The 23,541-nt window shown below is 64.5% G+C and carries 24 protein-coding genes and 1 pseudogene; 6 read left to right on the top strand and 19 right to left on the bottom strand.

Going from position 1 to position 23,541, the window contains the following annotated elements; all coding sequences use genetic code 11:
* Positions 1 to 79 precede the first annotated feature (79 nt).
* From ABS45_RS08290 to ABS45_RS08270, 5 genes are all read left to right on the top strand, one after another.
* Positions 80 to 547, top strand: a complete 468-nt coding sequence (locus ABS45_RS08290) for a winged helix-turn-helix transcriptional regulator (protein WP_291555207.1) — start codon at positions 80 to 82, stop codon at positions 545 to 547.
* 81 nt (positions 548 to 628) lie between these two features.
* Positions 629 to 1,657 carry an extracellular solute-binding protein gene (locus ABS45_RS08285; RefSeq protein WP_291554873.1) on the top strand — a complete coding sequence of 343 codons (1,029 nt, stop codon included), beginning with the start codon at positions 629 to 631 and terminating at the stop codon, positions 1,655 to 1,657.
* Between the two features lie 48 nt (positions 1,658 to 1,705).
* Complete coding sequence (locus ABS45_RS08280; RefSeq protein WP_291554871.1) at positions 1,706 to 2,821, top strand: porin; 1,116 nt, start codon at positions 1,706 to 1,708, stop codon at positions 2,819 to 2,821.
* Positions 2,822 to 2,823: 2 nt separating this feature from the next.
* Positions 2,824 to 4,413, top strand: a complete 1,590-nt coding sequence (locus tag ABS45_RS08275) for an iron ABC transporter permease (RefSeq protein WP_291554869.1) — start codon at positions 2,824 to 2,826, stop codon at positions 4,411 to 4,413.
* On the top strand, positions 4,410 to 5,435 hold the full coding sequence (locus tag ABS45_RS08270; RefSeq protein WP_291554867.1) for an ABC transporter ATP-binding protein: 1,026 nt from the start codon (positions 4,410 to 4,412) through the stop codon (positions 5,433 to 5,435). The genes ABS45_RS08275 and ABS45_RS08270 overlap by 4 nt, the downstream gene beginning before the upstream one ends.
* Positions 5,436 to 5,438: 3 nt before the next feature.
* Here the strand turns inward: ABS45_RS08270 and ABS45_RS08265 are convergent, their stop codons facing one another.
* The 12 genes from ABS45_RS08265 to modA (ABS45_RS08210) form a co-directional block, all read right to left on the bottom strand.
* Complete coding sequence (locus tag ABS45_RS08265) at positions 5,439 to 5,753, bottom strand: hypothetical protein (protein WP_291554865.1); 315 nt, start codon at positions 5,751 to 5,753, stop codon at positions 5,439 to 5,441.
* 186 nt (positions 5,754 to 5,939) lie between these two features.
* Positions 5,940 to 6,278, bottom strand: a complete 339-nt coding sequence (locus ABS45_RS08260; protein WP_291554863.1) for a tRNA-binding protein — start codon at positions 6,276 to 6,278, stop codon at positions 5,940 to 5,942.
* Positions 6,279 to 6,289: 11 nt separating this feature from the next.
* Entirely contained in the window at positions 6,290 to 7,402 is a 1,113-nt protein-coding gene (locus ABS45_RS08255; RefSeq protein ID WP_291554861.1) for a transglutaminase domain-containing protein, read from the bottom strand.
* A gap of 125 nt (positions 7,403 to 7,527) precedes the next feature.
* Entirely contained in the window at positions 7,528 to 8,058 is a 531-nt protein-coding gene (locus ABS45_RS08250; RefSeq protein ID WP_291554859.1) for a TlpA disulfide reductase family protein, read from the bottom strand.
* Positions 8,058 to 10,757 carry an alanine--tRNA ligase gene (alaS, locus tag ABS45_RS08245; protein WP_291554857.1) on the bottom strand — a complete coding sequence of 900 codons (2,700 nt, stop codon included), beginning with the start codon at positions 10,755 to 10,757 and terminating at the stop codon, positions 8,058 to 8,060. Before alaS ends, ABS45_RS08250 begins: the two co-directional genes overlap by 1 nt.
* Before the next feature lie 38 nt (positions 10,758 to 10,795).
* Positions 10,796 to 11,221: a type II toxin-antitoxin system VapC family toxin gene (locus ABS45_RS08240; RefSeq protein ID WP_291554855.1), complete on the bottom strand. Its 426-nt coding sequence runs from the start codon at positions 11,219 to 11,221 to the stop codon at positions 10,796 to 10,798.
* Entirely contained in the window at positions 11,218 to 11,964 is a 747-nt protein-coding gene (locus ABS45_RS08235) for a type II toxin-antitoxin system prevent-host-death family antitoxin (RefSeq protein WP_291554854.1), read from the bottom strand. Before ABS45_RS08235 ends, ABS45_RS08240 begins: the two co-directional genes overlap by 4 nt.
* Positions 11,965 to 12,316: 352 nt before the next feature.
* The gene (gene modC, locus ABS45_RS08230) at positions 12,317 to 13,381 is read right to left on the bottom strand and encodes a molybdenum ABC transporter ATP-binding protein (RefSeq protein ID WP_291554853.1); all 1,065 of its coding nucleotides are present in this window, start codon (positions 13,379 to 13,381) and stop codon (positions 12,317 to 12,319) included.
* Between the two features lie 4 nt (positions 13,382 to 13,385).
* Positions 13,386 to 14,063: a molybdate ABC transporter permease subunit gene (gene modB, locus ABS45_RS08225; protein WP_291554852.1), complete on the bottom strand. Its 678-nt coding sequence runs from the start codon at positions 14,061 to 14,063 to the stop codon at positions 13,386 to 13,388.
* 15 nt (positions 14,064 to 14,078) lie between these two features.
* On the bottom strand, positions 14,079 to 14,897 hold the full coding sequence (locus ABS45_RS08220; protein ID WP_291554850.1) for a sulfite exporter TauE/SafE family protein: 819 nt from the start codon (positions 14,895 to 14,897) through the stop codon (positions 14,079 to 14,081).
* A 15-nt stretch (positions 14,898 to 14,912) separates the two neighbouring features.
* Positions 14,913 to 15,683, bottom strand: coding sequence for a molybdate ABC transporter substrate-binding protein (gene modA / locus ABS45_RS08215; RefSeq protein WP_291554848.1), 771 nt, complete (start codon positions 15,681 to 15,683; stop codon positions 14,913 to 14,915).
* A gap of 22 nt (positions 15,684 to 15,705) precedes the next feature.
* A complete protein-coding gene (gene modA, locus ABS45_RS08210; RefSeq protein ID WP_291555206.1) occupies positions 15,706 to 16,455 on the bottom strand; it encodes a molybdate ABC transporter substrate-binding protein in 750 nt (249 codons plus the stop codon).
* Between the two features lie 250 nt (positions 16,456 to 16,705).
* Here modA (ABS45_RS08210) and ABS45_RS08205 point away from each other — a divergent pair, with 250 nt between their 5' ends.
* Positions 16,706 to 17,641, top strand: a complete 936-nt coding sequence (locus ABS45_RS08205) for a helix-turn-helix transcriptional regulator (RefSeq protein ID WP_291554846.1) — start codon at positions 16,706 to 16,708, stop codon at positions 17,639 to 17,641.
* A gap of 83 nt (positions 17,642 to 17,724) precedes the next feature.
* Here the strand turns inward: ABS45_RS08205 and ABS45_RS08200 are convergent, their stop codons facing one another.
* The 7 genes and pseudogenes from ABS45_RS08200 to ABS45_RS08170 form a co-directional block, all read right to left on the bottom strand.
* A complete protein-coding gene (locus ABS45_RS08200) occupies positions 17,725 to 18,633 on the bottom strand; it encodes a LysR family transcriptional regulator (protein ID WP_291555205.1) in 909 nt (302 codons plus the stop codon).
* Positions 18,634 to 18,916: 283 nt separating this feature from the next.
* The gene (phnE, locus tag ABS45_RS08195; protein ID WP_291555204.1) at positions 18,917 to 19,660 is read right to left on the bottom strand and encodes a phosphonate ABC transporter, permease protein PhnE; all 744 of its coding nucleotides are present in this window, start codon (positions 19,658 to 19,660) and stop codon (positions 18,917 to 18,919) included.
* Positions 19,661 to 19,716: 56 nt separating this feature from the next.
* Positions 19,717 to 20,520: a phosphonate ABC transporter, permease protein PhnE gene (gene phnE, locus ABS45_RS08190; RefSeq protein ID WP_291554845.1), complete on the bottom strand. Its 804-nt coding sequence runs from the start codon at positions 20,518 to 20,520 to the stop codon at positions 19,717 to 19,719.
* A complete protein-coding gene (phnC, locus tag ABS45_RS08185) occupies positions 20,517 to 21,344 on the bottom strand; it encodes a phosphonate ABC transporter ATP-binding protein (RefSeq protein WP_291554844.1) in 828 nt (275 codons plus the stop codon). The genes phnE (ABS45_RS08190) and phnC overlap by 4 nt, the downstream gene beginning before the upstream one ends.
* A 26-nt stretch (positions 21,345 to 21,370) precedes the next feature.
* Positions 21,371 to 22,327 (bottom strand): phosphate/phosphite/phosphonate ABC transporter substrate-binding protein, encoded by a 957-nt coding sequence (phnD, locus tag ABS45_RS08180; protein WP_291554843.1) that lies wholly within the window; start codon positions 22,325 to 22,327, stop codon positions 21,371 to 21,373.
* 152 nt (positions 22,328 to 22,479) lie between these two features.
* Positions 22,480 to 23,223: a phosphate signaling complex protein PhoU gene (phoU, locus tag ABS45_RS08175; RefSeq protein WP_291554842.1), complete on the bottom strand. Its 744-nt coding sequence runs from the start codon at positions 23,221 to 23,223 to the stop codon at positions 22,480 to 22,482.
* Between the two features lie 28 nt (positions 23,224 to 23,251).
* Positions 23,252 to 23,541 (bottom strand): annotated as a pseudogene (locus tag ABS45_RS08170) (phosphate ABC transporter ATP-binding protein); the annotation flags it as partial.

The raw sequence follows: 23,541 nt of genomic DNA, 5'->3' as shown, positions 1-23,541 counted from the left end.
GAAAGACTCACTGAAATAGCTAGCCAAAGCTCGAATACTCAGCAAAAATCACTTTTATTCATCCAATTCAAAGGCAACCATAATGGAGCTTGACCGCATCGACCAGAAAATCATCGATGCTCTGCAGCGCGAAGGCCGGCTGCCCATGACCGAACTGGCGCAGCGCATCGGCCTGACCACCTCGCCCTGCACCGAGCGCGTCAAGCGGCTGGAGCGCGAAGGCGTAATCACCGGCTACCAGGCACGCGTGAATCCTGAGGCACTGGGCCGCAGCCTGCTGGTGTTCGTCGAACTCACGCTATCGTCCAAATCCACCCAGACCTTCGAGGCAGTACGCCAGGCCCTGCTGCTGGAGCCACGCGTGATCGAATGCCACCTGATCTCGGGCAGCTTCGATTACCTGGTGAAGGTGCGCCTGACCGCCATGCGTGAGTACCGCGAGTTGCTGGGTCACATCCTGCGCCAGATCCCGGTACCAGCCCAAAGCAACAGTTATGTGGTGATGGAGGAAATCAAGGAAAACGGCGTGCTGACTATCGCGGTTTGACCGCTTTCGTCGGCATTGTTTTTGGAAATACGAATAATTCTTGTTTAAAATCTCATAAACCAACCATCATTGACCCATTCCATGCACTCCATCACCCGCCGCACCGTACTCCAGCGCGGTTTCTCCCTGGGTATCGCCGGCGCACTGTCCGGTGCAGCCGCCAGCGCCCTGGCCGCCAATCAGAGCCCCCTCATCCTGTACAACGGCCAGCACAAGGCGACGACGCAAAAGCTGCTGGATGCGTTCACTGCCGCCACCGGCATCAAGGTGGAAAGCCGCAAGGGCAGCAGCATCCAGCTGGCCAATCAAATCATCGAAGAGGGTGAGCGCTCGCCCGCCGACCTGTTCTTCTCCGAGGAAAGTCCGCCCGTGGCAGCGCTGGCCGAGCGCGGCCTGCTGACCCGGCTCGCACCCGCGACGCTGGAGCAGGTGCGCGCCGGCTACCGCGACCCCGAGGGGTACTGGAGCGGCGTGACGGCGCGCTGCCGCGTCACTGCCTACAACAAGAAGATGGTCAAGGAGAGCGAGCTGCCGGCCTCCGTGCTCGACATGGCCACCGCCGCCTGGAAGGGGCGCGTCGCTTACGTGCCCACCAGTGGCGCCTTCCAGCAGCAAATCGTCGCGATCAGTGCGCTCAAGGGTCGGGATACGGCGCTCGCCTGGCTCAAGGGCCTGAAGCAGTATGGCGAGGCCTACGGCAGCAACAAGGCCGCCATGACCGCCGTGGAGCGCGGCGAGATCGCAACGGCGCTGATCAACAACTACTACTGGTACAACCTGGCGCAGGAAAAAGGCGCGGACAAGATGCAGTCGGCCATCCATTTTTCCGGCAACGGCGATCCCGGTGCGCTGGTCACCGTGTCCGCCGTGGGCATCCTCAAGACCACCAGGAACGCCGAGGCGGCGCAAACGCTGGCAGCCTTCATGACCGGGGTGGCGGGCCAGGAAATCCTCAGCAAGGCGGCCGCGGAATGGCCGATGAACCCGCAGGTCCAGCCCTCGTTCGGCCTCAAACCTTTCGCTGATCTGCACCCGCCCAAGGTGAATCCGTCCAGCCTCAAAGGCGCCGAGGAGGCGCTGGAACTGCGCCGGGAAGCCGGATTGGCGTGAGCGACTCGCCACGCCACCACCAGCACGGCTTTGCCAAGCTGCTCTCCCATGCGCGCTGCTGATGCATGCATGGCGCTTGCCGCGATGGCGGGTATCGCCTCCGGTGCCGCCTGCGCAGCTCCCGCGGTCACTCTCTACGGTCGTGCCGATGCAGGCCTCTTGCACCGCACGGCCAGGTTCAATGGCGGCACCACTTCCGTTCGGTTGAGCCGCACCGGCATGCAGAGCGGTTTGCACCATGCGAGCCGCTTCGGCATGAAAGGCCAGGAAGACCTTGGAGGTGGGCTCTCAGCCCGCTTCAAATTTGAGCAAGAGGTGGGGCTCACTGACGGATCGAGTGATGGCGGTTTCAGGCGCGAGGCCTGGCTGGGGCTGTCCAGCACCCGCTGGGGAACAGTGAAGCTGGGGCGGCAGATGACTTTGCCCGACGATTTTCTGGGCATCAGCACTGTGCGCGCCCAAGGCAAATTGAGCCGCAGCTTTGGCGGTGGCGAAGATGCCAGCGCCAATGACATGCTGAGCTACGTCAGCCCGCGCTGGTCCGGCGTGCAGGCGGGGCTGGCGTATGCCCGTGGCGGCGCCGACGCGGGCGAGACCTTCCGCCACTGGAAGGGTGCGGCACTGCGCTATGACCATGGTTCATGGCACCTGGCCGCCACCATCGACCAGCTGACCATGCTGGACCCGGTGACCGGCGGCTCTGCCGGCTACGCGGTACGCGACTGGATACTGGCTGTGCGCTACCGCCTTGGTCGAATCCAGTTCAGCACGGCCTACGGGCAAGACCACAACGGCAAGATCAAGCAGCCTGCCGATGCCGACGAAACCACCCTCGGTGGTTTCGTACCTGCAGGCTTGGGGGAATACAACCGCCGCGGCTTCAGGTCGCGCAATTACTACCTGGGTGTTTCGGCCGAATGGGGCGAGCACACCCTCGGGTTGGCCTGGAGCCGATCCCTGTCCAACCTGGGGCAGATCCACGCCGCCAACCACGGCACAACACCACTGTCGGACAGTGCGCAAACCATCGTCGCGGCACAGTACCTGTACGCGCTTTCCAGGCGCACACTGGTGTACGTGTATGGCGCCAGGGTAAGCGGCATGGCATATCTCAGAGGTTTTGGCGAGCACGCGTTTGCCATGGGCCTGCATCACCGATTTTGAGCATGCCGACCAGCACCATGTCCCCCACGGAGATCACCGCCCCGCTGTCCGCCCCACACGCGGCTTTGCGGCGCCGCAAACCCTTTCCCTGGCTGCTGCTGGCGGCGCTGGTGCCGGTGCTGCTGATCTCGCTGCCGCTGATCTATGTGGCGGTGCGCACGACGCAGGCGGGCCTGTCGGACCTGCTGGCCGAGCTGCTGCGGCTGCGCACTCTGCAGTTGCTTCTCAATACCGTAGCACTGGGCACGGGCGTGACGTTGCTCACCGTCGGCATAGGCCTGTCCGTCGCCTGGTGCGTAGAGCGCACGGATCTGCCGCTGCGCAATGTCTGGCGCGTGGCCGCCGCGCTGCCGCTGGTGCTGCCGGCGTTTGTTGCCAGCTACGCCTGGGCGTCCATCGGCACCCAGTTCCAGAACCTGGGCGGCGCCATCATGGTGCTGACGCTCACCAGCTACCCGCTGGTGTACCTGCCGGTCGCGGCGGCGCTGCGCAGTACCGATCCGGGGTTTGAAGATATCTCGCGCTCGCTCGGCGCCGGGCCCTGGCAGACCTTCCGGCGTGCGCTGTTGCCGCAGCTCATGCCGGCGCTCGGTGGCGGGGCGCTGCTGGTGCTCACGCACATGTTTGCCGAGTTCGGCGCCCTCGCCTTCTTGCGCGTGCAGACCTTCACCACGGCCATCTTCGAGTCCTACGAGCTGCACTTCGACAGCGCCACCGCCGCGGCGCTCTCCATCGTGCTGATGCTGCTGTGCCTGCCCGCGGCATGGCTGGAGATGCACCTGCGCGGACAGCGGCGCATCGCCCACGTCGGGCGCGGTGCGGTGCGCACGCCGCATCTGGTGCGCCTGCGCGGCTGGCGGCTGTGCGGCGTGCTCGCCGCTTTCGCGCTGCTCGGCGCGCTGTCGCTCGGCATGCCGCTGGGAACGCTGGGCTACTGGCTGCTCACCGGCAGCTCGGCGGGCGGCGGCCATGAAGGGCTCTGGCCCGCCATCCGCGGCTCCATCACCTTCGCCACCAGCGGCGCGCTGCTCACCAGCGTGCTGGCGATCCCGCTGGTGCTGCTGGCGGTGCGCCAGCGCAGCCAATGGGCACAGGCTGCCGAGCGCCTGCCCTACATCGTGCACGGCCTGCCGGGCGTGGTCGTGGCGCTGGCGCTGGTGTTTCTTTCGCTGCGGCTGGTGCCCGGCATCTACCAGAGCCTGCTGGTGCTGCTGGTGGCCTACGCCATCCTCTATCTGCCGCTGGCACAATCATCGCTGCGTGGCTCGATCGAGCTGCTGCCCCCCCAAATCGAAGCCGTGGCGCGCAGCCTGGGCAAGCGGCCTGTGCAGGTGTTTTTCTCCATTGTTCTTCCCAACATTGCCCCCGGCATCGCCGCGGCGCTGGCGCTGATGGCGCTGCAGATGGTGCGCGAGCTCACCGCCACGCTGATGCTCGCGCCCACCGGCGCGACGACGCTCGCCACCGAGGTCTGGTCCTACACCAACGACGGCGAATACGCCGCAGCCGCGCCCTTTGCCGCCATGCTGGTGGTGCTCTCGATTGCTCCCGTCTGGGTATTTGCGCGGCGCATGCTGCACCCCACGCGATGAGCCAGGTGACGGCGCACGGGCTGCGCAAGGCCTATGGCCCGACCGAGGTCCTGCGCGGCGTGGATCTGCAGCTGGCCTCGGGCTCGGTGCTGGCGCTGCTGGGGCCTTCGGGTTGCGGCAAGACCACGCTGCTGCGCCTCATCGCCGGTTTCGAGCCGGTGGATGCGGGCAGCATCACGTTTGGCACCACCGTCGTGGCATCGCCCAGCCGCTTCGTGCCGCCGGAGCGGCGCTCCATAGGCTACGTGCCGCAGGAAGGCGCCCTGTTCCCGCACCTGACGGTGCAGGAAAACATCCGCTACGGGCTGGCGCGCGGCAGCGACTGGCACCAGCGGCTGCACGAAGTGCTGGCGCTGACCGGCCTCACCGGCCTGGGCGAGCGCTACCCGCACGAACTCTCGGGCGGGCAGCAGCAGCGCGTGGCGCTGGCGCGCGCGCTCGCGCCCAAGCCGGCGCTGATGCTGCTCGATGAGCCCTTCAACGCACTGGATCTGGACCTGCGCCACAACCTGTGCGAGGAGGTGGTGCAGATCCTGCGCGGCACGGGCGCAACCACCATCCTCGTGACGCACGACCCGGTGGAGGCCTTCAGCACCGCCGACCAGGTGGCCGTGATGCAAAACGGCCATATCCGCCAGGGTGCCAGCCCTGAAACCGTCTACTGGTGCCCGGCCGATGCGACAGTGGCGCGTCTGACGGGCGCCACGATTTTTCTCCCCGGCGAGGCCAACGGTGCGTCGGTGCACTGCGCGCTGGGCCGCCTGCCTCTGCATGAAGCCGCCGGCGCGCTGCAGGGCGCGGTTCAGGTAATGCTGCGGCCCGAGCAGGTGTGCTGGAGCGACGCGCAAGACGGCGTCGCCGCCCAGGTGCTGCACCGCTCCTTCCGGGGCGATCACACGGTAGTCAGCCTGCGGGCAGGCAGCTTGCCGCTGCGCCTGCGCATGCCCACGCTGCAGGCACCGGCGCACGATACACAGGGCAGCGTGCGCGTGCAGGGCCAGTGCATGGCCTGGCCAGCCTGAGGGCTACCAACTCTGCGCCGGCGGGTTGCGGCGCAGGACAAACGGCGTCTCCACCGCGCGCTGACCGGGAACCGGCAGTCGCTGCACGGTGCCATGAATCTCGCGCCCACAAGTGGCGGCATCGAGCCGTCCGTTCCAGAACGCCGACAGACGCTTGCCGTCGTGCGATTCATCGAGGTTGAACTCGCCCTCTTCCACGTCACCCGAGGCAATCGACCGCACGCCTGCCAGCTCAAATTCGCCGCGCAGGCTCGCGGCAAACTCCGGGTGCTGGCGCAACACCAGCGTGCCGCGTTCACCCAGCTGCGGCAGCTCCACGCGCCAAAGGCCATGGAGTTCGCGCGCCTGCCAGCGGGCGAGATGGGGGCATGCGGGGTTGGTGTCCGCCGCGGCCGTGGAAACCGCTCTGGTTTTCGATCCATTTTGGCCTGTAGCGCAGGCAGACAAAGCGCCAGCCACTATCAAAATAATAGATGAACACCGCATCGATGGGCCAGGGGCAGATCAGAGCAGTCGGGTACCCAGGGGCACCTCGCCATCCGGCACGCACAGCCGCACGTGGCCGGTTTCGTCGTGGAAACCGGTCACCAGGCATTCAGACATCAGCGGGCCGATCTGCTTGGGCGCAAAGTTGACCACCGCCACCACCAAGCGCCCCACGAGGGACTCGGGCGTGTAATGCGCGGTGATCTGGGCGCTGGACTTTTTCACGCCGATCTCGCCGCCGAAATCGACTTGCAGCTTGTACGCCGGCCTGCGCGCCTCCTTGAACACCTCGGCGGCAACGATGCGCCCGACGCGCAGTTGCACCTTCATGAAGTCGTCCCACGCGATGGTGTCCATGCCCTGCCCTCTCAAGCGCTGATCTGCCGCGCGCTGATGCGGTAGATGAAGGTGGCCGGGTCGTACTGGTCCAGCCAGCCGTCGGCATCTTCCGCCATCGGGTACATCAGAAAGCCCAGTGCCTTGCCGCGGCTGCCGGGCAGTTTGACGTCGTGCGCGGTGTTGTAGGCCATCCAGTTGCCCTCCCAGGCGCCGTACAGGCCGGCATGGACCGGCGCAATCAGCGGGTGCGCGACATCCTTGATCCACTCCGGCTTTTCCTGGCGCATGACCTTGGCCACGTCGGCCGGGTCCATCGCCGTCCAGCCATGCGCCTGCAGATAGACCTCGGCGCGGCAGTGCTGCGCGCCGGTGAGGCTGGCCGAGCTGCTGCCCAGCTGCTTGTAACCGAAGGCGGACGGCGCCACGCGAATGCCGTAAACATCGCGCGCCGGCACGCCCGCCGCGCGGCACAGGCCGACGAAGAGCGCGTTGATGTCGGCGCACTTGCCGCCCAGGTTGCCCGTCTCCAGCATGGTTTTGATGTCGCCCTCGCCGCAGCCCTTGACCTCGGGCTCGCGCCAGGCGTTGGCGACCACCCATTCATAGATCGCGCGCGCCTTGGCTTCATCGCCGCGTGCGCCGTGCGTCGCCTTGAGCGCCGTTGCGCGCACGATGCCATCCAGCGGCAGCAGCCGCGTCGCGCGCAGCGCGTGGCGCAGCGTGGCCGGGTCTTCGGCCTGCCGGTGGTGCGCGCGTTCGCGGCTTTGCGTGCTCACGCGGCTCGTCACCTCGACGAACGGCTGCTGTACGCCATCGGCAAACTCCACCGCGAGCATGCGCACGCCCTGCTCGCCATCGGCGATCAGGCGCGCCTTGCCGTTGCTCGTGAACGCGTCGTTGATCGGCAGTTGCCAACCGGTCTGCACCGCGGGCAGCGGCAGCCAGACCCGCGTGGCGCTGGTGGTGGCGGGCAGATCGACCCGCGTGGTGACATCAAAGGTGCGCCAGTCACCGGCGCGCGGCGCGAACCGAGGGCTGTCGGCAGTCTGGGCGCGGGCGGAGACGGCCCAGGTGACGGGGAAGGCGGCGGCCATGCCTACGCTGGCCACGCGCCGCACGAGAGAGCGACGATGCAAGTCCATGAAAGAGAACCTTTTGATTGCAGAAGACAACACCTGTCGGCGCATACGGGGCGTTGTTTTGCAAACGCCCATGCCTCGAAGGCAGGTGATCGGCGCAGCACAGGCGCTGCGCGCGATAGCTCCGATTATGTGCTTCGCGCGTGCGGCATGCGCAGCGCCTGGAGCCAGCGGGCCGCTTCAGGCCCGGTCCAGTCCACCGCGCCCAGCACCACCTGGCGGGCATGGCCCTCGGTATCGATCAGCACCGTGGTGGGGAACACCGACACGCCCCAGGCGCGGGCGATGTCGCCCTCCGGGTCGCGCAGCACGGTGAGCCGCAGATTCGTTGCCTGCAGATAGCGGCGCACGCGCGCCACCGGTTCGGCCACGTCGATGGCGAGCACCGCCAGATCGTCGCCCTCCATCTCGGCCAGGGTCTGCAGCGTAGGCATCTCTTCCTTGCAGGGGCCGCACCAGGTGGCCCAGAAATTGAGCAGCACGACACGGCCCTTGAACGCCGCCAGCTCCCAGGTCTTGCCAAGCAAGTCCTGCGCCGCCAGCAGTGGCTGGGGCCGGTCTGCGGGCCAGGGGGATGAGCGGTGTTGCGCCCGGGCGGGCAGCAGCGGCGCGCCCGCCAGCAACAGGGCCAGCCAGTCGCGCCGTGAAAACTGCGGCATCACGCGCGCTCTGCGACCCAGCCCGGCACACTGGCGAGCGCCTTGGGCAGGCCTGCGGCATCGCTGCCACCAGCCATCGCCATGTCGGGTTTGCCACCGCCCTTGCCGCCGACCTGTTGCGCGACGAAGTTCACCAGCTCGCCCGCCTTGAGCCTGGCCGTCTCGGCCTTGGTCACGCCGGCAGCGATCTGCACCTTGTCGTCATCGACGGCGGCCAGCACGATAGCGGCGCTCTTGAGCTTGTCCTTGAGCTTGTCCATGGTCTCGCGCAAGGTCTTCGCGTCCGCGCCAGGCAGCACGGCGGCGAGCACCTTGATGCCCTTGACCTCCACCGCCTGCTCCGCGAGTTCATCGCCCTGGCTGGCGGCGAGCTTGCCCTTGAGCTGGGCGATTTCCTTTTCCAGCGCCTTGGCGTGGTCTAGCGCCGCGCTGATGCGCTGCGTCAGCTCGTCGGTCGGCGCACGCAGCGCCCCTGCCGCATCGCGCACCGTGGCTTCGAGCGACTGCAGGTAGGCGAGCGCGTTCTCGCCGGTGATGGCCTCCACGCGGCGGATACCGGCCGCGACGCCGCTCTCGGCGACGATCTTGAACAGGCCGATGTCGCCGGTGCGCGCCACGTGTGTGCCGCCGCAGAATTCGCGGCTCGTGCCGATGTCGAGCACGCGCACGCTCTCGCCGTACTTCTCGCCAAAGAGCATCATCGCGCCGGTCTTCTGCGCACTCTCGATATCCATCACGCGCGCCTGCGTCGCAGTGTTGGCGAGAATCTCGGCATTCACGCGGCGCTCGACCTCCTTGATCTGCGCGGGCGTGACCGGCACGTTCTGCGCGAAGTCGAAGCGGGTTTTTTCGGCATCGACCAGCGAGCCCTTTTGCTGCACGTGCGCGCCCAGCACCTCGCGCAGCGCCTTGTGCATGATGTGCGTGACGCTGTGGTTGCGCATGGTGGCGGCGCGGCGCAGGGTATCGACCTGTGCCTGAACCTTGTCGCCCAGCTTCAGGCTGCCCGAGGCCAGCTCGCCGTGGTGGCCGAACACGCCCGCCTTGATCTTTTGCGTGTCGTGCACCGCAAAGCGCGCACCGCCCGCGGTGATCACGCCCGCATCGCCCACCTGGCCGCCGGACTCGGCGTAGAACGGCGTCACATCCAGCACGACCACGCCGTGTTGACCGGCTTTCAGCTCTCCAACGCTCTCACCATCTGCGTAAAGCGCTATGATTTCTGCGGATTCGGCCAGATGCTCGTAGCCGGTGAAGGTGTTGGCCTCGCCGTGGTAGTCGAGCAGCTTGTCCATCTTGAACTTGCCGGCGGCGCGCGCCGTGTCCTTCTGGTGCTGCATCGCGGCATCAAAGCCCGCCTCATCCACCGCCACGCCGCGCTCGCGGCAGACGTCGTTGGTCAGGTCGAGCGGGAAGCCGTAGGTGTCGTGCAGCTTGAACGCGACGTCGCCCGGCAGGGTTTTTTCACCACCCGCCAGTGCCGCATCGAGGATTTCCATCCCATGCGCCAGCGTCTCGAAGAAGCGCTCTTCCTCGGTCTTGAGCACGCTGGTGATGTGCGCCTGCTGCTCGGCCAGGCGCAGGTAGGCCGCGCCCATTTGCGCCACCAGCGGCGCGACCAGCGTGTGAAAGAAGGGCTGCTTTTGCCCCAGCTTGTAGCCATGGCGAATGGCGCGGCGGATGATGCGCCGCTGCACGTAGCCGCGGCCTTCGTTGCCGGGGATCACGCCGTCGCTCACCAGGAAGGCGGTGGCGCGGATGTGGTCGGCGATCACCTTCAGGGACGGATGGGACAAATCCGGTTGGGCGTTGGGCGTTGAGCGTTGAGCGTCACCGCTCCCCCCCGCCGAACGCTCAACGCTGAACGCTGAACCCCACACCGCCTTGGCTGCGGCCTGGATCAGCGCCTGAAACAGGTCGATCTCGTAGTTGCTGTGCACGTGCTGCAGGATGGCCGCCAGCCGCTCCAGCCCCATGCCGGTATCCACGCAGGGCGCGGGCAGCGGCGTGACCGAGCCGTCTGCCGCCATGTCGAACTGCATGAACACGTGGTTCCAGATCTCGATGAAGCGGTCGCCGTCTTCATCCGGGCTGCCGGGCGGGCCGCCGGGGATCTCGGGGCCGTGGTCGTAGAAAATTTCCGAGCACGGGCCGCAGGGCCCCGTGTCGGCCATCATCCAGAAGTTGTCGCTCTTGTACTTGCCGCCCTTGTTGTCGCCGATGCGGATCACGCGCTCGGGCGGCAGGCCGATCACTTTCGTCCAGATGTCGTAGGCCTCGTCATCCTCGTGGTAGACGGTGGCGAGCAATTTTTCAGGCGGCAGGCCATAGACCTGCGTCAGCAGCTCCCAGCCCCACTCGATGCTCTCGCGCTTGAAGTAGTCGCCAAAGCTCCAGTTGCCCAGCATCTCGAAGAAGGTGTGGTGCCGCGCGGTGTAGCCGACATTTTCCAGATCGTTGTGCTTGCCTCCGGCGCGCAGACACGCCTGAACGCTGGTCGCGCGCACATACGGACGCTGGTCAGTGCCGAGGAACACGTCCTTGAACTGCACCATGCCGCTGTTGGTGAACATCAGCGTCGGGTCGTTGCCGGGCACCAGGGGGCTGGAGGGCACGACGGTGTGGCCCTTGCTGACGAAGAAGTCCAGAAAGCTCTGGCGGATGTCGGCGACGGTGGTTGGGGGAGTCTTTGTTTTCATGATGGTTTATGGCTCTGGCGCTTTTAAATAAAGCGCTGTCAGCTCAACAATTGATAGCGCAAACCGGTGAATTTGGTGAAATTTTTGTCGAAAGTGAGCACCTCGGCGTTGTGCTCTATGGCGAGCGCCGCGATGTGGGCGTCGGTCGTCAGGTTGCCGGCGGTGCCTGCCTGCAGCAGCAAGCGGCCAAGGATGCCCGCATGCATGGGCCCCGGCTGCAACACGCGGGCGTAAGGGTGGGTCAGCCAATCCTCCAGCACGCCCAGTACCTCGACCGTGGTGAGCGGGGACGGCAGGATGCCGCGCCTGGTGGACAAGCGCACGAACCCCAGCAACACCACCCACGACAGCGCCATGCCGCGTGCATCGTTCAGCAAGGCGTCCATCTCGCGCCGCGCACGCTCGTGGTGGGCGCTATCGGCATGCACAGCACTGAGCAGCACATTGGTGTCGGGCAGCTTCATGCCTTGCCGGTCTTCGCGGTCTTCTTGCGCGCAGCGGCCTCGGCTTCCAGGCGGCGGTTCAGCTCAAGGAAATGCTGATCCTCCATCGCGCCTGCCAATTGATTGGCCTTGGTCAGGTCCACCAGTGGAACACCACTGTGGAAGGTGCGCTGGACAAACGGCGGAACCTTCTCGGCAACCATCGCTGCTTGCGCCGCGATCGGCACGATCCGCGCCACCGGCTTGTTGTGGCGCGTGATGATGACTTCCTCGCCGCGCTCGGCGCGGGCGACGTACTCGGACAAGCGGGTTTTGGCCTCGAACAGGCCGACGGCGGTAGCGGTGGCGTTCATCGCAGTCCTCCGAAAAATTGGTTGAATCAACCAGATTTTAGCAATGCAGCCCGATCGCAAGCTGCCGTCGCGGCCCTGAACTTCAGCCCTGCACCGCACGCTGGTGGTGGCGGCCGGTGGCAATGACCGGCTCTTTCGGTTCACCGAGGGCGAAGTCAGCGCACACATGCCACCGCGCAGTGTGCCTGGGTGATGCATCGTTGCTGCAGCGCTGGCGTTTTGCCAACCCGATGCCACGTGAACCGGTACGGCAACGGCTGCGCTCGGATGCGGTCGCACCTGCGCCTGCCTGAATGGGGGATTGGAAGGTCTCGGACCTTCGTGATTGGAGCGGGTGAAGGGAACCTCATCGTGTTCCCAACTCGTTGATTGATAACGAGTTTTCCGCACTCGGCGAACCGAGATGGACATGATTATGGACTGAAAAACCACCCTTGGTCAACGCGCGCTCCGAGCAGGTCCAGTGCGAGCCATGGACAGCCAGCAATAGCCAATGTACCCGAGCACCAACGTCACGAGGCCAGTTCATCCCCTTCGGCAGGAACACTTAACCGGACCCAGGTCAGTCGCATCTGGCGCGCGCTGTGGTCGAACAACGGCACGCCGAGCGTGGCTTTGAGATTGCGCATCGCACGGGACCTCCTGTTCGCTTCGTTCTTGGCCTGCGTCCACCTCATGCGGATTGCGCCTCGCTTTCTCCTTCGATGATGGGAAAGAGGTTCTGGCTCTGATCTGCTTGGGGAGCAGATTCGCCCCGGTCCTGCTACTCCATCAACGCCACAGACTTCACCTGTACCCACAGTTCGAGCCCAGGCTTGACACCAAGGGATGCCGCGGCCCGCTTCGTCAACCTGGACAAAAGGACGGTATCGCCTACCTGGACTCGCACAAGTGCAACCCCAGGATGCACATCGTCACCCACCGCATCAACGCAACCGCGGAGCACGTTCTGAATGCTGCTGGTCCCTGGCTGCTCGGCCAGACTCACGTCCCGCGCCAAGACGCGCACACGCACGCGATGACCAACCACCAGCCCGGAATCTCTCGCCCACAGGCTGCCTCCCGAAAAGTCCACCCGCACGAGGTGCCAGTCCTTGTCCACCTCTGCGACGGTTGCATCAAGAACGGCACCGGCATCCTCGCCCAGCCGAATCGGCAGATCGAGCCGTGCCAGCGTGTCGGCCAAGGGGCCGCTCGCCAGTACCCGACCATCCTCCATCGCTACCAGGTAGTCAGCCAGCCGAGCCACTTCATCCGGCGAGTGGCTGACGTAGAGCACCGGGATATCCAGTTCGTCATGCAGGCGTTCGAGGTAGGGCAGGATTTCCTGCTTGCGCTTCAAATCCAGCGCAGCGAGCGGTTCGTCCATCAGCAGCAGACGCGGGCTGACGGCCAATGCCCGTGCCATGCCGACCCGCTGTCGTTCACCGCCCGACAGCCGATCCGGCTTGCGGTCGACCAGATGACCGATGCCCAGCAGATCGATGGCCTGGTCCAGACTGACCCGCTGCTCGTCCGACATGCGCTTGAGGCCGTAGCGCAGATTGCTTATGACGGACAGATGCGAAAACAGGCTGGGTTCCTGGAACACGTAGCCGATCGGCCGCTTGTACGTCGGCACCCAGCGCTGCTCGTCCTGCCACACCTCGCCGTTGACGATGAGCCGACCTTGCGGCGCACGCTCCAGCCCGGCGATACAGCGCAGCAGCGTCGTCTTGCCAGAACCGGAATGCCCGAACAGGGCCGTAACGCCCCGCGTGGGCAGGGCCAGGTCCACATCGAGCGAGAACCCCGGCCAGTCGAGCCGGAAGCACGCTTGAATACCCATCGCGTCAGCCCCCATTTCTCGGGCGCGGACGCCATGCGTACAGGATCAGCAGCACCAGGAAGGAGAAGATCAGCATCACCGCTGCCAGGCGATGCGCACTGGCATATTCCAAGGCCTCCACATGGTCGTAAATCTGCACGGACACCACGCGCGTGATGCCGGGCAGGTTGCCACCGATCATCAGCACCACGCCGAACTCGCCCACCGTATGGGCGAAGGTCAGGATCGCGGCGGTCAGGAAGCCCGGCGCAGCTAGCGGCACTGCCACCGTGAAGAACGCATCGAGCGGTGAAGCCCGCAAGGTGGCGGCAACTTCCAGGGGCCGTTCGCCCACCGCCTCGAAGGCGGTCTGCAACGGCTGCACCATGAAGGGCAACGAGTAGAACACCGAGGCAACAACGAGGCCCCAGAAGGTGAACGGCAACGGCCCGATGCCCAGCGCCTGAGTCAGTTGCCCAATCGGCCCGTGTGGTCCCAGCGTCAGCAGCAGGTAGAAGCCAAGCACCGAGGGCGGCAACACCAACGGCAGTGCGACCACCGCGCCGATCGTTCCCTTCCACCAGACCTTTGTGCGCGCCAGCCACCAGGCGATGGGCGTACCCACCACGAGCAGAATCAGGGTCACGATGCTCGCCAGGCGCACAGTCAGCCATATGGCCTGCAGATCACTGTCCGTCAGCATGCGAACACCCTCCCGTCAATGCGCATGCTTGAACGTCTTGATGGCCGAAATAAGCAGAACCACGCCCAGCAGGGCCAGCAGCAGCCGGGTGGGCACGAGGCCCAGCAGCACGCCGCCCAGGGCTGCGCCGAGGATCGAGCCGATCGCCATCCACACTCCCAACGGCCGTTCCTTGCGCAGCACGTCGAAGGCGTCGGAACTGGTGTAGCGGGCAAAGCCGACGATCATGGTGGGCAGGCTCACCATCAGCGAGAGGCTGCCCGCGATCTTGATGTCCAGGCCGTAGAGCAGCACGATGGCCGGGATCAGCAACTCGCCACCGGCCACGCCCAGCAAAGCGGCAACGATCCCGATCCCCAGGCCGGCAATGACCCCCGCAACGATGCGCAGCGGGCCGGCCTCGAACAGCGGCGTGCCGCCTCCATGGTTGCCCGCCCAGGCTTCCGCCAGCATCACCAGCGCCAGGCCCATCAGCAACACCATGATGATGCGGTTGAGCCAGTGCCGAGGCAGCTTCATGGCGTGGCCTGCGGCCCACCAGGCGCCGACCAGGCTGCCGGCGAGCAGGTTGACCACGACATCGAGGTGCTCCATCAGGAGCGTGGGCGAGATCGCGCTGCCCCGGAACAGCAGAGCGGACGCCACCACCACCAGGCTCATGGCCTTGTTGAGAATGACGGCCTCCAGCGTGCCGAGCCGGAACATGCCGACGAGCACTGGCAGGCGAAACTCGGCACCGCCAAGGCCAATCAGACCGCCCAGCGTGCCGATCAGCGAACCGGCCAAGAATCCCTGGCCGTTGCGCATGCGCACAGTCATAGTCGTCGCGCTCATGTCCATGTCCTCGGGCTACTTGCTGGCAGATTCACCGGGCAGAACAAAGCCATACTTGACCATCACGGCGCGGGCCGGTTTGCTGCCCATGTAGTCGGCGAAGCGCTTGGCCAAGGCATTGCCTTCGGCTCGCTTGGTGATGATGAAGCCCTGCTCCAGCGGTTCGTGCAGGTTGTCCGGGATCAGGTAGTAGCCCCCCTTGTTCGCCAGCTCGGGATTAACGGCGAGGGCCAGCGCGATGATGCCGGCCTGGGCATTGCCGGTCTGCACGAACTGCGCGGTATGGGCGATGTTCTCGCCATAGACCAGCTTGGGTTCGACCTTCTCCCACAGACCGGACGCCCGCAATGCTTCTTCGGCGCGCTTGCCATAGGGCGCGTGCTTCGGGTTGGCAATGGCAACGCGAATGATCTTCGGATCGGTCAGGCTCGCCAAAGTCATCTTGGTAGCGTCCATCGTCGCGCTCCACAGCACGATGCGGCCGAAGGCATAAGGCTTCGCATCGGAAGCAGCAAAACCCGCTTTCACCAGCTCGCGGGGAAAGCCAATGTCCGCAGAGAAGTACAGGTCGTAGGGCGCGTTCTGCTGAATCTGCGTATGAAACTTGCCAGAAGAACCGTAGATGACTTCCACCTCGTCGGCGGCATTGGCCTGCTTGAAGGCGGTGACGATTTCGTCCATCGCAAACTTCAGATCGGCCGCGGCCGCAATGGTGATCTTTTCGGCATGGGCAGAGGCGGCGAACAGCAGTGCGCATGCAAGCAGGAGTGACTTGATCGTCTTCATGGGTTGTCCTCGACAAGGTTGGTCAGAATTCGTAGCCGTAGGCGCGGATCACCTTCTTGGCCGCGTCGCTTTTCAAATAATTCAGCAGGGCATCAGCGGCCGGATTGCCCTTTCCGCGGCTAAGCAGCACTGCGTCTTGCTTAATTGGTGAATAGAGATTGGCTGGCACCATCCAATGGGAGCCGGCTGCGAACTGGCCGTCTTTGTAGATTTGCGATAGCGCGACGAAACCCAAGTCGGCGTTGCCGGTTGCGGCGAACTGATAGGCCTGCGTGATGTTCTCGCCAACGACAAGCCTCTTTTCGAGGGCGGTGTGGATGCCCAGCTTCGTCATCGCCTCCACGGCGGCAGCCCCATAGACCGCGACTTTCGGATTGGCGATCGCCAAGTACCGGAAGTCGCCGCGCGTGAGCACATCGCCCTTGTCGTCCACCACCCCAGGTTTGGCGCTCCACAACACCAGCTTGCCGACGGCGTAGGTGAAGCGGCTCTCGGGAACCGCCATGCCATCGTTCTCCAACCGGATCGGGGTCTGCTCGTCCGCCGAGACGAGCACCTCGAACGGCGCCCCGTTCCTGATCTGCGCGTAGAACTTGCCCACGGTTCCATACGCAACCACAGCCTTGTGGCCGGTGGCCTTCTCGAACTCGGGCACGATCTGCTCCATGGGGCCGGTGAAGTTCGCGGCGACTGCCACGTTGACGTCGTCCGCGCTCGCTGACGCGCAGATGGCCCACAGAAGCACGGCAAGGAGAGCGCTAGCAGGCCGCATGTCGCCGCTCTTCCAGGGTAAGGTTTGCGATGCTTGGCTCCTCATGGCTCCACTCGAAATTGAACGAAAATAGACGAAAGATGATGATATGCCCTGGAAGTCAGTGCGATTGGCTTCCATACGCACGAAACATGCATTGCAGAATAAACGAAAACGTCTGATACTTGCTTTGGTGTCGGAAAGTTTGCGTGAAAACGCACTAAAATGAACGATCTTGTATGAAGATCAAGCCATGAACGATGAGAGAGCCTTGACCGCCGAAGACGTGGCCGAGCGGCTGCATGTCAGCAAGAGCGGGGTGTACGCTCTGGTCAAAGGCGGTGAGATCGGCTTCTACAAAGTCGGGCGCAAGATTCGCTTCGCCGAAAGCGATGTCCGCGACTACATCGAGAAGTCAAAAACCAATGCCCGTGATGGCGGGCGCCCTGAAACAGTGGCGCTCCGCGAGGATCAGTATTTCGACCTGTCGCAGGAACGCCGGAGCGAAGCCGGCTTTGTCATCTGCGGACAAGACCTGATCCTGGACATCCTGTCGAACTTCCTGCGCCTGCACGGCGTCATGGCGCTGCGGGCCTATATCGGCAGCTATGACAGCCTCATTTCGCTTTATCAGGACCGGGTCAGCGTCGCGACCACTCACCTTTGGGACAGCCTGACCGACGACTACAACGTGCCGTATGTCCGCTACATCCTGCCTGGCATCCGCTGCGTGGTCGTCAACGTCACGTACCGCACGCAAGGGCTCTACGTCGCCAAGGGAAATCCCAAAGGCATCCAGTCGTGGGAGGACTTCGGCCGGGATGACATCACGATGATCAATCGTGAGAAAGGCGCCGGATCGCGGGTGCTGCTGGACGAAAACCTGAAGCTGCTCGATCTCTACGGAAGCAGCATCAGAGGCTACGGCAACGAAAACCAGTCCCACCTTGCTGTCGCAAGCGCGGTGGGGCGTGGCGATGCGGACGTGGCGGTTGGCAGCGAGAAGATTGCCCGGCAGGTCGAGAACGTCGATTTCATTCCGCTGAAGAAGGAGCGATACGATCTCGTCGTCAAGAAGGAGCGTTTTGACACGCCGGAAGTGAAGGCCATGCTGCGGATACTTCGCTCAGAAAAGTTCCGGAATGAGTTTAGAAGCATCGGCGGCTATGACATTCGCGACATGGGCAACGTCATCACGGAAACCTGAGTCTCCTGGCAACGCGCGCTCCGAGCAGGTCCAGTGCGAGCCATGGACAGCCAGCAATAGCCAATGTACCCGAGCACTCAACGTCACGAGGCCGGTTCATCTCCCTTTGGCAGGAACTCCTCGCGGGCGCGCTGCAGAAACCGTTTCATGGGCTCAGAGGGTTCGGCGCCGCGGCGCAGCAGGTAGGTGGACAGCATGGGCGGCGTGCCGGCCAAGGGGCGGACGGTTATGTCGGGGCGGTTCAGGGTCTGCACCTGCGAGGCAATGGCGAAACCGATGCCGTAACCTGCACCGACCAGAGTCAGCATCACGCCTAAGCTCGTCACCTGATCTACCAGCTTGAGCGGCATGGACGCACCTTGAAGTACCGCCTGGATCTGATGGTGACAGCCCGATCCCGCGTCGGGATGGCACAGCACCAGCGGAAACTTCAAGGCTTCATCCAGCGGCACTTCCGCGTGCGCCAGCAAGGGGTGGCGCACGGGCACGATCACCGACAGCGGATCGGTCCACACGGGCTCGGCGACAAGGCCTTCACTCACCGCGTCCGACAGCGCAAAGCCGATGTCCAGGAGATCGTTGTGCAGGCCCTTGAGCTGCTGCGCGAAAGGCAACTCGAAGACGCGAATCTCCAGTTCCGGCTCTTCCTCGCGGCTGCGTGCCAGCAAGGTGGCAATGTGGGGCTGCGCCAAGCTATCGCAGATGGCGATGCGCAGATAACCCTGATAGCCCTGCGCCGCCGCCTTTGCAGCACTCACCGCCTGCTCCACGGTGGCCAACACGCGCCGGCACTCACCGAGGAACACTTGACCGGCCCAGGTCAGTCGCGTCTGGTGCGCGCTGCGGTCGAACAACTGCACGCCGAGCGTGGCTTCGAGATTGCGCATTGCGCGCGACACAGGCGATTGCTCAACGCCAAGGCGCTCGGCCGCTCGCGCGAAATGCAGTTCTTCCGCGACCGCAACGAAATAGCGTAGTAGTCTGAGTTCCAATGCGGCCTCCTGTTCGCCCCGTTCCTGGCCTGCGTCCACCTCATGCGGATTGCGCCTCGCTTTCTCCTTCGATGATGGGAAAGAGGTTCTGGCTCTGCTCTGCTTAGGGAGCAGATTTGCCCCGGTCCTGCTACTCCATCAATGCCACAGACTTCACCTGCACTCACGGCGTCGCGACGATGCCGGTCAAATTGGTGGACCGCGCGATGCGCAATGCCCTGCCGACAGTGCTCGTACTGCTGTCCCGGTTGGGGTCCGCACTCCTGCTCTGGCGTTGACAGGTTCAGATCAACTCCTTGCGCACGTGGGCCGTGACCCATTCGCTGACCAGCACCGTCGCAAAAATGGCGATCAGCAGCATCGTGACCTTCGGCCAGGCCAGCGTGCCCAGCGCGGCTTCCAGCTTGACGCCGATGCCGCCTGCGCCCACCAGGCCGAGCACAGTGGATTCGCGGATGTTGATGTCCCAGCGGAACACGCTGATGCCGGCCAGGGTGGGCGCAATCTGTGGCGCCACGCCCCAGGCCATGACCTGGGCGCCCGAGGCGCCGGTGGCTTGCACCGCTTCTACCTGCCGGGGGTCGATTTCCTCGATGGCCTCGTAGAGCAACTTGCCGATGAAGCCGATCGAACGCAGCGCAATGGCAATGATGCCGGCCAGCACGCCGGGGCCCAGAATGGCCACCAGCAGCAGAGCCCAGATCAGCGAGTTGATGGAGCGCGAGCCAACGATGGCCAGTAGCGCCAGCGGGCGCACGAAGCGCGCGCTGGGCGTGGTGTTGCGCGCCGCCAGAAAGGCCACCGGCACCGCCAGCATGACGCCCAGCAAAGTGCCCAGGGTGGCGATGTTGAGCGTTTCCCACAGCGGCCACCACAGCTCGCCCATGAAGGACCAGGCCGGCGGCAGCATGCGCGAGCCGATGTCGGCGACCTGGGCCGGCGCGTCGGCGACGAAGGCCCAAATGGTGTTCTGGGTCATCACCTGGAAGGTCCATGAGACGAAGGCGAGCGCCAGCACCCAGGCCATGAAGACGGTGGCGTCCTGGCCGGGCGTGCGCTTGCGCCACAGGGGTGCCGAGCTGCTCACTGGACGTGTTTCCTAAGCCAGCCCGAGGCGTACTCGGCCAGCATGACGATGACGATGATGACGAGGATGACTGCCGCAGCGGTGTCGAACTCATAACGATCCATGGCGGTGTTGAGCGTGGCGCCGATGCCGCCCGCGCCCACGATGCCGATGACCGCCGACTCGCGAAAGTTGATGTCCAGCCGATACAGCGACAGGCCGATCAGGCGCGGCAGCACCTGCGACAGCACGGCGAAATCCAGCAGTTGCGGGTAGCTCGCGCCGGTGGCGCGGAGGGCTTCGAGTTGGCCGGGCACGATTTCCTCGATGTCCTCAGCCATCAGCTTGGCCATGAAGCCGATGGTGGCGAAGGTCAGCGTCAGGAAACCGGCGAAGGGGCCGAAGCCGAACATGGCGACCAGGAAGATGGCGACGATGATTTCGTTGAGCGTGCGCGAGACGGCGATGAAGCCGCGGCACAGCAGGTAGATCCAGGCCGGCGCCAAGTTGCGCGCCGCGCCGACCGCGACCGGAATCGACAGCGCCACGCCCAGCGCAGTGGAGGTGACGGTCATGGTCAGGCTTTCCTGGAAGCCGATCACGATGTCGCTCCGGCGGGAGCCGAAGTCGGGCTGCAGGAAGGCGGCCACGAAGCGCAAGCCGCGCGCCAGTCCCTCGCTCACACGCGCCCAGTTGACTTCCAGCGAGGCCAGGGCGAGCACCAAGTACAGAGCCCCGCCGAGGATCAGCCCCCAGCGCCATGCGAGGCTGGTGATGAAAGGCGGGCGGCGCCAATGCCGGGGCGCGGCGGCCGCTGTCATGCTGCCGCCGCTTCTAGGCGACCGGCGGGCTGCGGATGCGGCGCCTCGGCATCCGACGACTGCATCTGCCGCGTGATGGCGCTCCAGTCCTCGTCGCCGTAGATACGGGTCAGCACTTCGCGGTCGAGGCCCGTGGCCGGGCCGTCGTAGACCACGCTGCCGGCACGCAGGCCGACGATGCGCGGCAGGAATTCGGTGGCCAGCACCACGTCGTGGATGTTGACGATGGCGGCCAGGCCGCGCTCCTCGCACAGTTCCAGGATCAGGCGCATGATCTGGCGCGAGGTCTTGGGGTCCAGGCTGGCGGTGGGCTCGTCCACCAGCAGCAGCTTGGGGCTTTGCATCAGTGCACGCGCGATGCCCACGCGCTGGCGCTGGCCGCCCGAGAGCGCGTCGGCGCGCTTGTTCTCCAGGCCCGCGAGGCCGACGCGGTCGAGCAGCAGGTAGGCCTGCGCGATGTCGTCGTCCGCGAAGCGGCGCAACCAACTGGCCCAGAAGCCGGTGTACCCGAGCCGGCCCGAGAGCAGGTTCTCCATCACCGTCAGGCGCTCGACCAGCGCGTATTCCTGGAAAATCATGCCAATCTGCCGCCGCGCCAGGCGCAGGCCCTGGCCTGACAGGCGGCCCAGGTCCTGGCCGTCCAGCATGATCTGCCCGGCGCTGGGGCTGACCAGCCGGTTGATGCAGCGGATCAGCGTGGACTTGCCAGCGCCCGAAGGCCCGATCAGGCCCAGCACCTGGCCCGCCGCCACTTGCAGGCTCACACCCTTGAGCGCCAGATCGCCGGTGGGATAGCGCTTATCTAGCGCGCGCAACTCCAACATGCCCTGCCTCCTTGCCGCTTGCGGGCTTATTTGCAGGCGTAGCTCACGTTCATTGCCTGGTCGATATCGCGGATCACCTGCCAGTGCTGCTTGTAGACGATGGGCATGAACTTCTCCTGCGGCGGCTCGCTCGCATTGAACTCCTTGGCCAGTTCCGAGCCTTCCCAGTTGAAGCTGAAGAAGGCCTGCTTGATCTTGGCCGCCAGCTCGGGCTTGAGGTTGTAGGCCAGGCCATAGCCGGTGGTCGGGAAGGTCTGCGACTTGTAGATCACCTTGAGCTGTTCGGGCTTGACCATGTTGCGCGCTTCCATGCGCTGCTTGACCGAATTGGCGATGGCGGCGGCGGGATAGTCCTTATTGGCCACGCCGAGGATGGAGTTGTCGTGCTTACCGGAGAACACCGGGGTGTAGTCCTTGCCCGCCTCCATCTTGAACTGGCTGCGCAGCAGCGCAGAAGGGGCCTTGTAGCCGGAGTTGGAAGTCTCCGAGGTGAAGGCCAGCTTCTTGTTCTTGATGTCTTCGACCTTGTCCACGCCGCTGCCCGGGTAGGTGATGATTTCCATCTCGTAGCCGTAGCGATTGTCCTTGGATGCCATCATGGCGAAGGGCACGAAGCCGGCGCAGTTGACCGCCAGTGGGTTGGAGCCGGTATTGAAGCCAGCCACGTGCAGGCGCCCGGCGCGCATGGCTTCGAGCTGCGCCGCGTTGGACTGCACCGGGAAAAACTGCACGCGCTTGCCCGTGACCTGGGCCAGGTGCTGGAGGAAGCCGTCCCACACCTTGGCGTAGACCGCCGGGTCTTCCACCGGGGTGTAGGCGAATATCAGCGTGGCGGGGTCTACCCAATCCTTGGGGTCGGTGGGCGCGTCGGCGACCAGGTCGCCGTCTGCGTCCTTGTAGCGGGGGTCCAGTGCATGCGCCGAGACAGCAACCAACAATGAACCCATCGCCAAGGCAATGGCTTTCACTTTCAATTTCGTCACCATATTTGAACTCCCTGCTAATTGAATATGGATGAATAGAGTGACCCTATGACCGATATGTGACGGAAACGTGGCGGCCTCGAAGCAGAAAGGCCATTCAATGGCAGCGCGCCAGGAGGCGTCCGTAGACGATGTCGTTCATCAGAGTGTTCTTATGTGGCTGAGTCGATGTCTCCTGCTTGCGTGTCGCCGGTGATCATGCTGCTTTCATCGAGTTTTCGGCGTTCCGATTCGGGGCGGCGGCCGGTTGCCTTCAGATAGGCGGCTTCCGCAATGTGGGTCGCGTGGTCGCCAATGCGTTCGATGTTCTTCGCGCAGAACAGCAGGTGAACGAAGCCAATTACATGCGACTGCTCTGGGCTCATCCGGGAGACCAGATCGCGAAAAATCACTGAGTGCAATTCGTCGATGGCCTCGTCGTTCTGACGCACCAATAGTGCCTCTTCGGCATCGCGCGCGATGAAGGTGGCAAGGGCGTGCTTCAATTGCTCTGAGGCCAGCGACGCAAGCTTCTCCAAGCTCTGCACTAGGTCATCCGAGAATGAAATGCCTGCGGTCGCGATGGCGCGCTTGGCAATGTTCTTCGCGAGATCGCCGATGCGTTCGAGATCCTCGACGATCTTGAAGTCCGCCAGAACCTCGTCGAGATCGCCGGCAAGCGGTTGACGGCGCGCAATGACGGACGCAGCAGAAGCGGACAAATCGCGACGCAAGGCATCAAGTTGTCGGTCCTGATCGATGACGCGTTGAGCCAGCGCCATGTCGCCATGCAACAGCGCCCTCACCGCGTCGGTCAGTTGACTGCCGGCAAAGTCGCCCATGGCGCCAATGCTGTTGGTCAGCGTATCCAGCTCCTGATCGAACGCTTTGACTATGTGCGAAGAAGAATGGGGCATGGTGAGATTTCCTCGACGTAGGCCGCGTTTATCCGAAACGGCCGGTGATGTAATCCTCGGTTTCCTTCCGCGAGGGCTTGGTGAAAAGCTGCTTGGTGTCGGTGTACTCGATCAGCTTGCCAAGGTACATGTAGGCCGTGAAGTCTGAGACCCGCGCAGCCTGTTGCATGTTGTGCGTGACGATGACGATCGTCAGCTTGCGCTTGAGGTTGTTCAGCAACTCTTCAATTTGGGCAGTCGCGATCGGGTCCAGTGCCGAACAGGGCTCGTCGAGTAACAGCACTTCGGGTTCGAGTGCGATCGCACGGGCGATCACTA

Origin of the sequence: Comamonas sp. SCN 65-56 (assembly GCF_001724135.1) — a bacterium.
Taxonomy (GTDB): domain Bacteria; phylum Pseudomonadota; class Gammaproteobacteria; order Burkholderiales; family Burkholderiaceae_C; genus Comamonas_C.
This window is presented reverse-complemented; position numbering and strand designations above follow the sequence as displayed.